Source organism: Salmonella sp. K21076, from assembly GCF_039650795.1.
GTDB lineage: Bacteria > Pseudomonadota > Gammaproteobacteria > Enterobacterales > Enterobacteriaceae > Salmonella > Salmonella enterica.
In genome coordinates this window covers 28,841-44,197 of sequence record NZ_JBCLYA010000045.1, presented here as the reverse complement: position 1 = coordinate 44,197, position 15,357 = coordinate 28,841, and the positions used below count along the sequence as shown (strand labels likewise).

General features: G+C 55.1%; 11 protein-coding genes and 1 pseudogene. 3 read left to right on the top strand and 9 right to left on the bottom strand.

Annotated elements, in window-relative coordinates:
- Positions 1-21: 21 nt before the first annotated feature.
- The 4 genes from glrR to purL form a co-directional block, all read right to left on the bottom strand.
- Positions 22-1,356, bottom strand: a complete 1,335-nt coding sequence (gene glrR / locus AAYN39_RS13110) for a two-component system response regulator GlrR (RefSeq protein WP_024131152.1) — start codon at positions 1,354-1,356, stop codon at positions 22-24.
- Complete coding sequence (gene qseG / locus AAYN39_RS13105) at positions 1,356-2,120, bottom strand: two-component system QseEF-associated lipoprotein QseG (protein WP_001054239.1); 765 nt, start codon at positions 2,118-2,120, stop codon at positions 1,356-1,358. Before qseG ends, glrR begins: the two co-directional genes overlap by 1 nt.
- Position 2,121: 1 nt before the next feature.
- The gene (qseE, locus tag AAYN39_RS13100) at positions 2,122-3,552 is read right to left on the bottom strand and encodes a two component system sensor histidine kinase QseE/GlrK (RefSeq protein WP_001676035.1); all 1,431 of its coding nucleotides are present in this window, start codon (positions 3,550-3,552) and stop codon (positions 2,122-2,124) included.
- Between the two features lie 649 nt (positions 3,553-4,201).
- On the bottom strand, positions 4,202-8,089 hold the full coding sequence (purL, locus tag AAYN39_RS13095; protein ID WP_000970031.1) for a phosphoribosylformylglycinamidine synthase: 3,888 nt from the start codon (positions 8,087-8,089) through the stop codon (positions 4,202-4,204).
- Positions 8,090-8,113: 24 nt separating this feature from the next.
- On the opposite strand from purL, the gene AAYN39_RS13090 reads away from it, so the two are divergent.
- Positions 8,114-8,344: a hypothetical protein gene (locus tag AAYN39_RS13090; RefSeq protein WP_001764061.1), complete on the top strand. Its 231-nt coding sequence runs from the start codon at positions 8,114-8,116 to the stop codon at positions 8,342-8,344.
- Positions 8,345-9,889: pseudogene (gene mltF, locus AAYN39_RS13085) on the top strand (membrane-bound lytic murein transglycosylase MltF). It begins immediately after the preceding gene.
- A gap of 50 nt (positions 9,890-9,939) precedes the next feature.
- Here the strand turns inward: mltF and tadA are convergent.
- Genes tadA through murQ form a run of 4 tightly spaced genes read right to left on the bottom strand, consistent with a single transcriptional unit; the run spans position 9,940 to position 13,420 of the window.
- On the bottom strand, positions 9,940-10,491 hold the full coding sequence (gene tadA, locus AAYN39_RS13080; RefSeq protein ID WP_001134566.1) for a tRNA adenosine(34) deaminase TadA: 552 nt from the start codon (positions 10,489-10,491) through the stop codon (positions 9,940-9,942).
- A 24-nt stretch (positions 10,492-10,515) separates the two neighbouring features.
- A complete protein-coding gene (yfhb, locus tag AAYN39_RS13075; RefSeq protein WP_000253562.1) occupies positions 10,516-11,151 on the bottom strand; it encodes a phosphatidylglycerophosphatase C in 636 nt (211 codons plus the stop codon).
- 3 nt (positions 11,152-11,154) lie between these two features.
- Positions 11,155-12,516 carry a PTS transporter subunit EIIC gene (locus tag AAYN39_RS13070; RefSeq protein ID WP_000361658.1) on the bottom strand — a complete coding sequence of 454 codons (1,362 nt, stop codon included), beginning with the start codon at positions 12,514-12,516 and terminating at the stop codon, positions 11,155-11,157.
- 10 nt (positions 12,517-12,526) lie between these two features.
- The gene (gene murQ / locus AAYN39_RS13065; RefSeq protein WP_001048539.1) at positions 12,527-13,420 is read right to left on the bottom strand and encodes an N-acetylmuramic acid 6-phosphate etherase; all 894 of its coding nucleotides are present in this window, start codon (positions 13,418-13,420) and stop codon (positions 12,527-12,529) included.
- 115 nt (positions 13,421-13,535) lie between these two features.
- Between murQ and AAYN39_RS13060 the strand changes: the two genes are divergently transcribed.
- On the top strand, positions 13,536-14,384 hold the full coding sequence (locus AAYN39_RS13060; protein WP_000995694.1) for a MurR/RpiR family transcriptional regulator: 849 nt from the start codon (positions 13,536-13,538) through the stop codon (positions 14,382-14,384).
- A gap of 38 nt (positions 14,385-14,422) precedes the next feature.
- Here AAYN39_RS13060 and AAYN39_RS13055 read toward each other — a convergent pair whose 3' ends face one another.
- Positions 14,423-15,340 (bottom strand): oxidoreductase, encoded by a 918-nt coding sequence (locus AAYN39_RS13055; protein WP_000684023.1) that lies wholly within the window; start codon positions 15,338-15,340, stop codon positions 14,423-14,425.
- Between the last annotated feature and the right edge of the window lie 17 nt (positions 15,341-15,357).

Sequence of the window (15,357 nt, the reverse complement as noted above, 5' to 3'; positions counted from 1 at the left end):
CGCTACTTTACGGCATGAAAACTACTCTTTGAAATCATTCGCATCCAGTTCGTGACGGGAGAGTAGCTTATAGAATTCCGTGCGGTTGCGCCCCGCCATCCTTGCCGCGTGCGTCACGTTACCTTTGGTAATTTGCAGTAACTTGCGCAGATAGTTCAGTTCAAATTGGTTTCGCGCTTCGGCAAAAGTTGGCAGCGCGGTGTTTTCGCCTTCCAGCGCCTGCTCGACCAATGCATCGCTGATCACCGGCGAAGAGGTTAACGCCACACATTGTTCAATGACGTTGACCAGTTGGCGCACGTTGCCCGGCCAGCTTGCCGTCATCAGCCGTTTCATTGCATCAGTAGAAAAGGCGCGAACAAACGGTTTATGCCGCTGTGCCGACTGTCTGAGCAGATGATTAGCCAGCAGCGGAATATCCTCGGTACGCTCCGCCAGCGCCGGAATTTTCAGGCTCACGACATTCAGCCGGTAGTACAAATCTTCACGAAATTCGCCCCGCGCCATCGCCTTCGGCAGATCGCGGTGCGTCGCGGAAATAATTCGCACGTCGATATCAATATCGCGATTGCTGCCCAGCGGCCTGACTTTGCGCTCCTGTAACACCCGCAGCAGCTTCACCTGTAACGGCGCGGGCATATCGCCAATTTCATCCAGAAACAGCGTGCCGCCTTCCGCCGCCTGGAACAACCCTTCACGATTGCTCACTGCGCCGGTAAAGGCGCCGCGCGCATGGCCGAATAATTCGGACTCCAGCAACTGTTCCGGTAACGCGCCGCAGTTGATGGCGACAAACGGCTTGTTATTGCGCGGGCTGGCATTATGAATCGCCTGTGCGAAAATCTCTTTCCCGGTGCCGCTTTGTCCGTTAATCAATACGCTGACATCCGACTGCGCGACCATGCGCGCCTGTTCAAGCAGTCGCAGCATCAGCGGGCTACGGGTAACGATAGCGTTGCGCCAGCTATCGTCCGTCGCGGGAGCGGACTGCTCCAGCGCTTCATCTATCGCTTTATATAACGCGTCTCTGTCGATCGGCTTCGTCAAAAAGCTGAATACGCCCTTCTGGGTAGCGGCCACCGCATCCGGAATAGAACCATGCGCCGTCAGAATAATAACCGGCATTCCCGGCTGTACTTTCTGAATTTCTGTGAACAGTTGCATACCATCCATTTCGTCCATGCGCAGGTCGCTTATTACCAGATCCACTTTTTCCCGATGCAGTACCCGTAGTCCTTCCTGGCCGCTCTCTGCGGTCACGACGCTGTATCCTTCACTGGTCAGGCGCATACCGAGCAATTTCAGTAATCCGGGATCGTCATCGACCAGCAGCAGGTGCGCCGGTTTACGGCTTATCATGGCGTTACCTCATCTTGTGACGGCGACGGCGCCGCGCCATCTTCAGACGTCGCGGGTTTGTCATTCGTATGCGGCGTATCGGCGTTGTAATTCCCTGCCGGTTTTCGTGTCGAAAGCTGGCGCTCAATGTCGGTTAAACTCTCCAGCTTACGGGTAGTAAGATCGAGCTGCGTTTGCAAGGCCTGTTGCTGCTGGCGCAACGCATCCAGCTCACTATCTGACGTTTGCTGGAGTTTGCTATAACGCTGACGTTCGGCAGAAAGCGCTAATTGCAGCGCCTGACCGTCATGCCAGATTTGGTAGACGGGCCGTACCTGAGCCGGTATTTGCGCGCTTAACGCCTCCAGACGGGTCACTATGGCGCGCCGCTCCGGCGGCGTAATTTTTGCATCCGCCAGTAAAATCCCGCGCCTGAAGGCATTCTGCCAGTTATCATCCGTCAACGCGCGCGCCTCTGCGCGCGACTGAACCGGCATCAGACGATCGGCGCAGTCAATCGTGCGTAGCCAGTACAGCGGATTCGTCTCCACCGCCTGCCCGCGTAGCGACCAGATATCCGCGCACGCCGTCGGGAGATAATCCGCCAGTTGATAATGGGGGAGCGTGTCCTGCGCTGCGCTACCGGGCAGTTGCTGTGAAGCATGGGGAACACATGCGGTCAGCGCCAGACACGATATGCCCACCGGTATTCCCCATCGCAAAAGGCATCGTTTAATAGTTTGGACGAAAACGTGTGACATACGCACCAGGCTTAAATTCATATTAGTGTTTGTCAGATGCAGGCAATGGCAGCGAGATGCGAAAACAAACTTCCTGCGCTTTGTCATCCACCAGCTGGATCTCTCCCTGCATTCGACGAATACAATCTCTGGCGATACTCAGCCCTAACCCACTGCCTTTTACCGCCCCTTTTCGCTGGTGGCTTCCCTGGAAAAAAGGCTCAAAAATCATTTCTCTTTCGGTTTGCGGAATCGGTTCGCCGCTATTAACCACATCGATATAAACCGTGGAGCCCTGAGAGCGACTACGGATACAAATGTTACCGGATTCAGCGCCATAGTGCACAGCGTTGGAATAGAGATTATCCAGCACGCTCATCAGCAACATGGGCTCTGCTATGCAGCGTTCGGCCTCCAGGTCGACATCGGTATGCATCATTTTAGCGCGGGCAGGCAAACTGTGGGCGGAAACCACCATATCCACAAGCGGCGCGATATCGACCGCTTCCAGCTCTGTGGCACTGTCTACCAGTTTCCGGTTGTAATCAAGCAATTGCTCAATCAATTTTTGTAAATTACGACTGCTGTCATCCAGAATATCGACCACCTCTTTTTGCTCCGGCGTCAGCGGCCCAACCACCTGATCGGCCAGCAGCTCTGTCCCCTCGCGCATACTGGCCAGCGGAGTTTTCAGCTCATGGGACAAGTGACGTAGAAACTGATGGCGTTGGGATTCCAGCCACGCCAGACGCTCACTCAGCCAGATAATGCGCTGCCCCACCGATCGTAATTCACGCGGACCGGTAAAGGTGACGGTATTCCCCAAAGAACGGCCTTCGCCCAGGCGATTAATCATCCGTTCAATTCCTTTCACCGGCCCGATAATCATGCGGGTAAAAAGTAGCACCATCGCCAGGCTCACCAGAAATAGCACCAGCGCCTGCCAGCCGAAAAATTGTCCGCGCTCGGCGATTTCTTGTTGTAACTGCTGCCCGCGCGAGTAAACCACAGTACGCGTCGCCTGCACCATTTCCGTATTCGCGTTGGCAAAGGCCTCCAGACGCGCGGCCGCTGCCGCTTCCGGGCCGCTATCTTTACACTGCAATTGCGCCAGCGCGTTTAAATCCTGGCGTAACGCCTGATACAACTTATCATCCGGCAAGACGCCGGCATGGGCATCCAGCATATCGCTATAGCGCTTACGCTGGCTTTGATACACTTTTGCCAGCGTCGGATCGTCAAGCACGCAATACTGTCGGTAGCTTCGCTCCATCTCCAGCGCGACGTTGGTCATCGCCTCGCTGCGCCGGGCGTCAATAAGCGTGCTGCGGTTAGTCACCGCAGCCTGATCGCTTAACGCGTTAAGGCTTTGCCACGCCTGCCAGGCCAGAACCAGCAACGGCAGCAGGATCAGCAAAAAGGCCAGCATGACCAATTGTCGTAAAGAACGGGGGAAAACAGACCAGCGCTTCAACGTGTCGCTCACATAAAAAGAAGAATAAAAAAGATGCTAACCGAGGGGAGCGTCAGATACAACAAAGCCGGGCTAAACCCGGCTTTGTTATGGAATAAGGCGGTGCCTAACTCGACGTTTCGCCCGGAGGTTGATAAAGCTACGCTATTATCAGAAGTTAGACGGCAGGCACCTTGTTGTGCGTCATTCGAAGTTTATGTAGCGCGTCCCTAAGGGGCTGACATAAGAAGGTGAATGAGCCACTGGTTACCATTATGCAGTAATTGTGCCAACATTCAAAAGACTTTGTTAACACAATGATAGATATGAAAAATATCGTTATTCATGCTAAAAATGGCTCTGTCTGTTTTTTGTCCTTTCTGTCGTCAATCAGCAACACCTGCAACACCTAAAAATAAAATCATTTAAAATCAAATAGTTAAATGTCTCTTTTTGGCGACAACCTATCCCCACTCATGTCGGGATTTCCCGACACTTTAATCTTGCGGCATAAGCGCTAGTTTATTGCCGGATGGCGGCGTAAACGCCTTATCCGCCCTACCGCTTGACGTTCAAGACGGTAGCTACAACCGCGCTTCCCCGTGGGCCTGATAAGCGCCGTCTACAAAAAAGCCCCTCGTGAAGAGGGGCTTAATGGCTATCGGGCTAATTAACCAAGCTGCTTACGCGCATTACGGAAGATACGCATCCACGGGCTATCCTCGCCCCAGTTTTCCGGGTGCCAGGAGTTGGCGACGGTGCGGAATACGCGTTCCGGATGCGGCATCATAATCGTCACCCGACCGTTTTCGGTCGTCACCGCCGTGATGCCGTTCGGCGAACCGTTCGGGTTAGCCGGATAGGTTTCGGTCACCTTACCAAAGTTATCAACGTAGCGCAGAGCGACCAGGCCTTTGCTCTCAAGCGCGGCAAGATGCGCATCGTCACGCACCTCAACGCGCCCTTCCCCATGGGAAACCGCAATCGGCATCTGTGAGCCTACCATTCCTTGCAGCAGCAGCGATGGGCTTTGCGTCACTTCCACCAGGCTGAAGCGGGCTTCGAAGCGGTCAGAATGGTTACGTACAAAACGCGGCCACAGTTCGCTGCCCGGGATCAGCTCGCGCAGATTCGACATCATCTGGCAACCGTTGCACACGCCCAGCGCCAGCGTCTGCGGACGATGGAAGAAGGTTTCGAATTCGTCGCGCACCCGATGGTTAAACAGAATGGATTTCGCCCAGCCTTCGCCCGCCCCCAGCACGTCGCCGTAGGAAAAGCCGCCGCAAGCCACCAGCGCATGGAAGTTGCCCAGACCGATACGACCGCCCAGCAGGTCGCTCATATGGACGTCAATCGCGTCAAAGCCCGCACGATGGAACGCCGCCGCCATCTCCACGTGAGAGTTCACCCCCTGCTCGCGCAGTACAGCGACTTTCGGTCGTGCGCCTGTCGCAATGTACGGCGCGGCGATATCTTCATTAATATCAAACGACAGCTTCACGTTGAGGCCCGGATCGGCATCATTCGCTTTCGCCTCGTGTTCCTGGTCAGCACATTGCGGATTGTCGCGCAGACGCTGCATCTGCCAGGTGGTTTCCGCCCACCAGACACGCAGCGTAGTACGGCTTTCGCTGAATACCGTCCGATCATTAGCGGTAATCACAAAGCGATCGCCAGCCAGGGCCTGACCAAGGTAGTGGACGCAGTCAGCAAGACCGTACTGCGCCAACAGCGTTTCGACCGCGTCTCTGTCTTCAGCGCGTACCTGAATCACGCCGCCCAGCTCCTCGTTGAACAGTGCGGCCAGATGGTCATCGCCCAGCGCGGCGATATCGACCTGCACGCCGCAGTGGCCGGCAAAGGCCATCTCGGCCAGCGTCACCAGCAGACCGCCGTCGGAACGGTCGTGCCATGCCAGTAATTTACGCGCAGCAACCAGCACCTGCATGGCGTCATAGAAGCCTTTCAGTTGCGCAACGTCACGCACGTCCGCGGGTTTGTCGCCAAGCTGACGATAGACCTGCGCCAACGCCGTTGCGCCCAGCGCGTTGTGGCCCTTGCCAAGATCGATCAGCAGCAAGGCGTTATCTTCCGTTGACAGCTGCGGCGTAAGGGTGTGACGCACGTCTTCCACGCGGGCAAACGCGGAAATCACCAGCGACAGCGGCGAGGTCATTTCGCGCTGTTCGTTGCCTTCCTGCCAGCGGGTTTTCATCGACATCGAATCTTTACCCACCGGAATCGTCAGGCCAAGCTGCGGACAGAGTTCCTCTCCCACCGCTTTAACCGCGTCATACAAACCGGCATCTTCGCCAGGATGACCGGCTGCCGCCATCCAGTTAGCGGAAAGCTTAATGCGCTTGATATCGCCAATCTGCGTCGCGGCAATGTTAGTCAACGCTTCACCGACGGCCAGACGGGCGGAGGCGGCAAAGTCCAGCAGCGCCACCGGCGCGCGCTCGCCAATCGACATCGCTTCGCCGTAGTAGCTGTCGAGGCTAGCGGTAGTGACCGCGCAGTCAGCTACCGGGACCTGCCACGGGCCAACCATCTGGTCACGCGCCACCATACCGGTGACGGTACGGTCGCCAATAGTGACAAGGAAGGTTTTTTCCGCCACGGTCGGCAGATGCAGAACACGATTTACCGCGTCGGCAATCGTGATATCCGCGCGGTTCAGCGCATCGCCTTTCGCCTTCAATGTTTGCACATCGCGGGTCATTTTCGGTGTTTTGCCCAGCAGGACATCCAGCGGTAGATCGATCGGCTGATTGTCGAAATGGTTATCATGCAACGAGAGATGCTGTTCTTCGGTAGCGTCGCCAATGACCGCATACGGCGCGCGTTCGCGCTTACACAGTTCATCGAACAGCGGTAACTGGTCAGCCGCGACCGCCAGCACATAGCGCTCCTGGGATTCGTTACACCAGATTTCCAGCGGGCTCATGCCCGGCTCGTCGCTAAGAATGTCGCGCAGTTCGAATTTCCCGCCGCGCCCGCCGTCGCTTACCAGCTCCGGCATGGCGTTGGAGAGACCGCCCGCGCCCACATCATGGATAAACAGGATTGGGTTAGCGTCGCCCAACTGCCAGCAGCGGTCGATCACTTCCTGGCAGCGGCGTTCCATTTCCGGGTTGTCGCGCTGAACAGAGGCAAAATCGAGATCCGCATCAGACTGGCCGGAAGCCATTGACGATGCCGCGCCGCCGCCGAGGCCGATATTCATCGCCGGGCCGCCAAGGACGATCAGCTTCGCGCCTACGACGATCTCGCCTTTCTGCACGTGATCGGCGCGGATATTACCGATCCCGCCCGCCAGCATGATCGGCTTGTGATAGCCACGCAGCTCTTCGCCATTGTGGCTGTTCACTTTCTCTTCATAAGTACGGAAGTAACCGGTCAGCGCCGGGCGACCAAATTCGTTGTTAAACGCCGCGCCGCCCAGCGGACCTTCGGTCATGATATCCAGCGCGGTGACAATACGTTCCGGCTTGCCAAAATCCTCTTCCCACGGCTGTTCAAAGCCCGGAATACGCAGGTTGGAAACGGAGAAGCCTACCAGCCCGGCTTTTGGTTTCGCGCCACGCCCGGTGGCGCCTTCATCACGAATTTCGCCGCCGGAACCGGTCGCCGCCCCCGGCCACGGAGAGATGGCGGTTGGGTGGTTATGCGTTTCGACCTTCATCAGAATGTGCGCGGGCTCCTGATGAAAATCGTAACGGCCGGTATTGTGGTCGGCGAAGTAGCGCCCCACCGCAGATCCTTCCATCACCGCGGCATTGTCTTTATAGGCAGAGAGCACATAGTCCGGCGTGGTTTCGAAGGTGTTTTTAATCATTTTAAACAGCGACTTCGGCTGCGGTTTACCGTCGATAATCCAGTCGGCGTTAAAAATCTTGTGGCGGCAGTGCTCGGAGTTCGCCTGGGCGAACATGTACAGTTCGATATCGTTCGGGTTGCATCCCAGTTTGGTAAACGCCTCCTGCAAATAGTCGATTTCATCTTCCGCCAGCGCCAGACCGAGACGCAGGTTAGCGTCAATTAACGCCTGACGGCCTTCTCCCAGCAGATCGACACTGGAAACCGGCGCAGGCTGATGGTGGATAAACAGTTTTTCCGCATCGGTTAAAGAAGAGAACACCGTCTCCATCATACGGTCGTGCAGCTCTGCGGCCACTTGTCGCCACTGTTCCGCCGTCAACGTCGAAGCCTCGATATAGTACGCTACGCCGCGCTCCAGACGGTCAATCTGTTGCAGGCCGCAGTTGTGGGCGATATCCGTTGCTTTTGAAGACCAGGGGGAGATGGTACCAGGACGCGGTGTGACCAACAGGAGTTTACCCGCCAGCGTATGGCTGCTAAGCGCCGGGCCGTATTGCAGCAGACGGGTAAGCTGCGCCTGCTCGCTATCATTTAACGGGGCGTTCAGGTCAGCAAAATGGACATACTCAGCGTATATATTGTGGACCTGGAGGTTGGCAGCCTGAAAGCGCGCCAGCAGTTTATTGATACGGAATGCAGACAGTGCAGGCGAACCACGCAGAATTTCCATCATAAGTCTCTCGTCTTCTAAGCTTCGGTGTGCGCAAGGGGGGAAACGGCCGCCATTATAAAGAATCTGACGCGCCGACGAAACCGTTTGCGTAGAAATAAAATCACCGCTTTTTCTTGTCATACGGTGCGGCTATCGTTGCGAATAAGTTGCCAACTGGCGCATTGTTACGCAAAATGCCGCTCATTAGTGACTTATCTATTGCAGCAAAACATCTTTTTCAGCCCGAGGCAACGCACGATCCAGAGAATTAACTAATTGAAAAAATTAAAGATTAATTATCTGTTCATCGGCATATTGACGCTGCTGCTGGCAGCAGCCCTTTGGCCCTCAATCCCCTGGTTCGGTAAAACCGAAAACCATATCGCCGCGATTCAAGCCCGGGGGGTACTGCGCGTCAGTACGATCGACTCGCCATTAACCTATTCCGTTATCAACGGTAAAAAATATGGTCTGGACTATGAACTGGCGCAGCAGTTCGCCAACTATCTCGGCGTGAAGCTGAAAGTGACGGTGCGCCAGAATATCAGCCAGTTGTTTGACGATCTGGATAACGGCAATGCCGACCTGCTCGCGGCAGGGCTGGTCTACGACAGCGCGCGCGTTAAAAACTATCAGCCCGGCCCCATGTATTATTCGGTTTCGCAACAGCTCGTTTACCGGGTCGGACAATATCGCCCACGTTCGCTGGCGACCGTTAACGAGAATCAGCTTACCATTGCGCCAGGGCACGTCGTGGTCAATGATTTACAGCGTTTAAAAGAGACAAAGTTTCCCGACCTGAGCTGGAAGGTGGATGATAAAAAAGGCTCGACGACGCTGCTGGAAGAGGTCATCAGCGGCAAACTGGATTACACCATTGCCGATTCAGTGGCGATCAGTCTGTTTCAGCGCGTCCATCCCGAACTGGCCGTGGCGCTGGATGTCACGGATGAACAGCCCGTGACCTGGTTTAGCCGACTGGACGACGATAATACGCTCTCCGCCGCGCTGCTCGATTTTTTCAATTCGATCAATGAAGACGGGTCGTTGGCGCGGATCGAAGAGAAATATCTGGGGCATGGCGATGATTTCGACTACGTTGATACCCGCTCTTTCCTGCGAGCGGTGGATAACGTCCTGCCGGAGCTGGAACCGTTATTTAAAAAATATGCCAAAGAGATAGACTGGCGCCTGCTGGCGGCGATTTCTTATCAGGAATCACACTGGGACCCGCTGGCGACCTCGCCAACCGGCGTGCGCGGCCTGATGATGCTGACTAAAAATACCGCCCAAAGTCTGGGGCTGACCGACCGTACCGATGCGGAGCAAAGCATCAGCGGCGGTGCTCGCTATCTTGAAGATATGATGGCTAAAGTTCCCGAAACCGTTCCGGAAGACGAGCGTATCTGGTTTGCCTTAGCCGCCTACAATATGGGTTATGCGCACATGCTCGATGCCAGATCGCTGACGGTAAAAACCAAAGGCAATCCGGATAGCTGGACCGATGTGAAGCAGCGTTTGCCTCTGTTAAGCCAAAAACCGTATTACAGTAAGCTAACCTACGGTTACGCGCGTGGACATGAGGCTTATGCTTATGTGGAAAATATCCGTAAATACCAGATAAGTTTGGTGGGGTATTTGCAGGAAAAAGAAAAGCAGGAAGCGGAAGCTATGAAACTGGCGCAGGATTACCCGGCGGTGTAGCCGGAGGAGCTGAATAAAGCCCCCTTCCCCTTCCTGTCGTTTTTATCGCAGTCATCAGGCTACCTGACGCATTCGCCGTCTTTACTGTTTACGCCGCAGAAGAAAGAAGAAAAATAGCGCGATGGTCTTATCGGATGGCGACGCGCAACGTCTTATCCGGCATTGCGCTATACTGCCGGCCCCGCGCCTTCCGCACGGTCGGCTTTCTTCAGAGCTTTAATTTCCTGACGACGCATACGGAAAAAATCACTGAGCAGCGTCGCACATTCATCGCGCAACACCCCTTCAATAATCTCGACCCGGTGATTCATTCCCGGATGGTGCAGCACGTCAATTAGCGATCCGGCCGCGCCAGTTTTTGCATCGCGCGCGCCAAAGACAACGCGTCCAATGCGGCTATGCACCATAGCGCCTGCGCACATCACACAGGGTTCCAGCGTGACATACAGCGTGGTATCCAGTAACCGATAATTCTGCAATACCAGACCGCCCTGACGCAGCGCCATTATTTCAGCATGCGCAGTAGGATCGTGGCGGCCAATGGGTCGATTCCAGCCTTCGCCAATGACGCGATGGTTATGCACCAATACCGCGCCAACCGGAACCTCGCGTTCGTCCCAGGCGCGTTTCGCCAGCGTCAGCGCGTGGCGCATCCAGTATTCGTGATCTAATTCGACATCAGACAAAGAGGTAACTCCGGTAATGAAAGCGGGCGGCATTATACACAGACGCTATGCGTTTCACTATTCGAGCTGCTGCAACTCGCCGTGCGGCGTCACCCGCCAGCGATGCTGGCAAAAATAAAGCAGCGGGTTATCCTGTTTGCTGTCGCTGTAGCCGCTATAAAGACGCAACGGCGTACCGATTTTACGTTCCAGTTGCGCGACTTTTTCATGGCCCAGACAGCGCACGGTTAATACCCAGCCGCCATACCGTCGCGCCATCTGGCTGGCGATGAGGTTAACACGCGGCAACCACGGCGTATCAAAATAGACTTGCTCTACCAATGATTGCGGAGAACCGGTAATAAGCCAGATATCCGCGTCAGAGCTCAATAGATAGGTGGTCAGACGCTCCTGTACGACCGGAAACGCCGTGACGTTAGCGCGAAACCAACGGACAAAATCCGCCTGATGCGCCTGCAAACGCGTTTCGCTATGGCCAAAAGTACAGCCCCACAATAACAGACTCATCGGCCAGCGGGCCGCACGCCCTTTTACCAGTAAACCGATACCGATAATGGGCAACAACGGCAGTACGAGCAGCGCATTTAGCGGCTGACGGCGCAGCAAATAACGCAGAAAACTGCCGAACATATCCTGTTGATATAACGTTCCATCCAAATCAAAAAAGACGACACGACGCTCGTGGCTGACCAAACCTTACTCCTCTGGATCATTGAACCCCAGCAGCCAGGTAAAAATAAACCCGGCAATTACCGCTATTAAATAGCCTAACAGATAGAACAGGACTTTTCCGGCAACAATTGTTAATGCCAGCGGCAAACCGGAAATACCAAAGGTAATTACCGTCGCCACTTTCCAGTAGCTGATCAACGCCCCGCCTACCGCGCCGCCGAGGCAAGCGCCAATAAATGGCTTACCCAATGGCAGCGTGACGCCAAAAATCAGCGGCTCGCCAATCCCCAGCAGTCCGACCGGAAGCGCGCCTTTAATCACCTTTTTGAGCCGCGCATTGCGGGTTTTCATCAGTACGGCAATGGCCGCGCCTATCTGACCAACCCCCGCCATCGCCAGGATGGGAAACAGCGCGTTATAGCCGTGCGCTTGCACCAGCTCCACATGAATAGGCACCAGCCCCTGATGCAGCCCGATCAGTACCAACGGCAGGAAGGTTCCGGCTAACACCGCGCCCACCAGAAAACCGCCGCGATCGATAGCCCAGGACGCGCCGTGAGCGATAGCGTCTGAAATCCAGCCGCCAAGCGGTTGCAGAGCGACAATCGCTACCGCGCCGGTGATAACAGTCGTCAATAAAGGGTTAAGAATTAACTCCAGCGACCCCGGCAGCAGCTTACGGAACTGGCGCTCAATCCAGCACATTAACGCCACCACCAGCAGGACGGCGATAACGCCGCCCCGTCCCGGCTGAAGCGCCTCGCCAAAGAGCGTAATCTGCGCCAGTTGCGGGCTGGAAAGGATCCCCGCCATCACGCCGCCTAACGCCTGCGATCCGCCAAAGACTTTCGCGGTATTGACGCCAACCAGAATGTTCATGATAGCGAACACCGCGCTACCAAATATCCCCATCAGGCCCAGCAGGTTAGGATAGTGGACGGCAACATCGCCGACGATATCCGGGCGTTTAAGAATATTGATAATGCCGGTAATCAAGCCGGATGCGATAAAGGCGGGAATAAGCGGAATAAAAACATTCGCCAGCTTACGCAACGCATCGCTCATCGGCGCTTTATACTTCGCTTTCGCCTCGGATTTGGTACGCGCCATAGCATCGTCCGGCTTTACACCACCTGCGGCAATCTGCACGCGCATCGCATCAACCACCTGTGCAGCCTTCCCCGGCCCAACGATCAGCTGATGTTGCTCCCCTTGCTTTACGTATCCACTGACGCCAGGCAACGCTTTTAAGCGCGGAATATCCAGTTGGCTGTCGTCCTGTACCTCCACTCTGACTCGCGTCATACAGTTTTCCAGGCGCAGAATATTTTGCTCTCCGCCGATACCACGTAAAATGTCGCTGGCGAGCGCTGCCGTCTTATCCATACACACCTCTTTAGTGTTCTAACGCCGCCCTTAAAAAGCCCTGATGAGCGGCGAGTTTTTCCCTGGCGGCTGCAGCATCCAGCCCCGTAAGCGCCATCAAAATGGCGGGCTTAACCTCAAAATCGGTCTGTTTCAGCAACGTTTCCGCCTCTTCACGACCTATCCCGGTCGCTTCAACGACCATCCGACACGCGCGATCGACCAGTTTGACGTTGGTGGCTTTCATATCCACCATCAGGTTCTGATAGACCTTACCGAACTTCACCATCGCGCCGGTAGAAATCATATTGAGCACCATTTTCTGCGCGGTGCCGGATTTCAGCCGCGTGGAGCCGGTAAGCGCTTCCGGCCCGACAACGGGCGAAATAGCGATATTAGCCTCCCGCGCAATAGGCGAATCTGGATTACAGGAGACGGCAACAGTGGTACAACCGGACTGTCGCGCATAGCGCAGGCCACCAATCACATAGGGTGTACGACCCGACGCCGCGAGCCCCACGACCAGATCCTGTTCTTGCAGATTTAGCGCGACAAGATCGTCTTCGCCTGCCTGTTGGCTGTCTTCCGCGCCTTCGACCGCCTTCAGCAACGCGCCCGGCCCGCCGGCAATCAGCCCGACGACCAGACCGTGCGGAACGCCAAACGTCGGGGGGCATTCTGAGGCATCCAGTACGCCAAGCCGACCACTGGTGCCCGCCCCCATATAGATGATACGTCCGCCAGACTTCAGCGCCGCCGCAGCAGCATCCACCGCACGCGCAACGTCAGGCAGAGTGGCTTTTACTGCTTCCGCTACCAGCGTATCCTGTTCATTAAAACGCTTAACTAATTCAGGAGTAGACAACGCATCCAGATCCATCGTTTGCGGGTTACGGGTTTCAGACACTAAGGTACCAAGATTCATTTTTGTCCCTCTGGAATTTTTAATTCATAATAAGCGTCCATGATGGAATAGAATATTCCCCCAGGCGAGTGAAATTTCGTTTTGTCGTCGCCATCACGTTTCGCAGGAGCTGCCCATGAACTGTTTGATTCGTATTCGCCAGCGTTATCCGGATCTCGCGCAAAGCGACAGGAAACTGGCGGATTATCTGCTCGCGCAACCGGATACGGCGCGACATCTGAGCTCGCAGCAACTGGCGGCCGAAGCGGGCGTCAGCCAATCCAGCGTAGTCAAGTTCGCGCAAAAACTGGGGTTTAAAGGGTTTCCGGCGTTGAAACTGGCTATCAGCGAAGCGTTGGCCAGCAATCCTAATCCGCATTCCGTTCCCGTTCATAACCAGATTCGCGGCGACGATCCGATGCGCCTGGTCGGGGAAAAATTAATTAAAGAGAATGTGGCGGCGATGCACGCCACGCTGGACGTTAACAGTGAAGAAAAGCTGTTAGAAAGCGTCACGATGCTGCGCCACGCCCGCCGTATTGTGATCACCGGAATTGGCGCCTCTGGGCTGGTGGCGCAAAATTTTGCCTGGAAGCTACTGAAGATTGGCATTAACGCGGTGGTTGAGCGCGATATGCACGCCCTGCTGGCGACGGTGCAGGCGCTGGCGCCGGAGGATCTGCTGCTGGCGATCTCTTATTCCGGGGAGCGGCGCGAGCTGAACCTGGCGGCGGACGAAACATTACGCGCAGGCGCGAAAATCCTGGCCATTACCGGTTTTTCTCCCAACGCCTTGCAGCAGCGCGCCACCCGCTGTCTGTATACGATTGCCGAAGAGCAGGCGACGCGTAGCGCCGCTATCTCCTCGACACATGCGCAAATGATGTTGACCGACTTACTGTTTATGGCGCTGGTACAACAGGATTTAGAGCGGGCGCCGGAGCGTATTCGCCATAGCGAGGCGCTGGTAAAAAAACTGGTTTGAAAATGGCTCTTCCGCCTCATGCAGAAGAGCTATCAAGTTTATTGCGCTTCTTTAGCGTGAATCAATTGCGTCAGGAGTGTGTTAACCGGTACGGCAATATTGTTCTGAGCGCCGATTCGCGCAATCGCACCATTTAAATAGTCGATTTCGGTCAGTCGGCCTTTATGTAAATCCTGATGCATAGAAGGATAGTGGTGGCCGCTCTCACGCGGATCGAACACTTTCTTCACCGTATTCATCACCATTTGCTCAGTCAACGGAATATTCTGGCTGGCAGCAACTAACACAAACTCATCAACTACCGCTTGCGCTAAATCTAAAGCACCAGGCCGCTGACCAAATCCGCCGACATTACAATCCAGTAACGCGCAATAGGTGTTCATTACGCTATTAAAGGCTGCTTTCTTCCAGATCGATAATAATACGTCAGGGCTTATTTCAGCATTCAATCCAGCACTATTAAGGGTGGCAATGACCTTAGCCTCTTGAGCCGAATCTTGGCTGGCTATCGGCTGCAGTTCAATCGTTCCGGTACCGGTGGCCATAATATGCCCAGCCCCCTCCAGTTCGCTGGACCATAACGTCACACCCGCATAGATTTTCTGCCGATCGACATATTTCTCCAGGGTTTCGATATTTCCCAGGCCGTTAGATAAAATCATCACGACCTTCGCGGCTGGCAGCAGCGGCTTAATACGCTGTAACATGCTATCCAACTGCATGGCTTTGGTAAACAGAATAACCAGCTCAAACTCCCCCTGGGATTCATCAGCCAACATAGCAGGGATGGGGTAATACTTCTGAGTCGTTTCCGTTTCGACAAACAACCCCTTGCTACGAATAGCGTCGACATGCTCCTGCCAGCCATCAATAAGCGTCACGTCGTGCCCGGCCTCCAGCAGCATATAGCCAAAACGACATCCCATAGCGCCTGCACCTGCGATTGCAATTTTCATTTTTATTTCCTTATTAT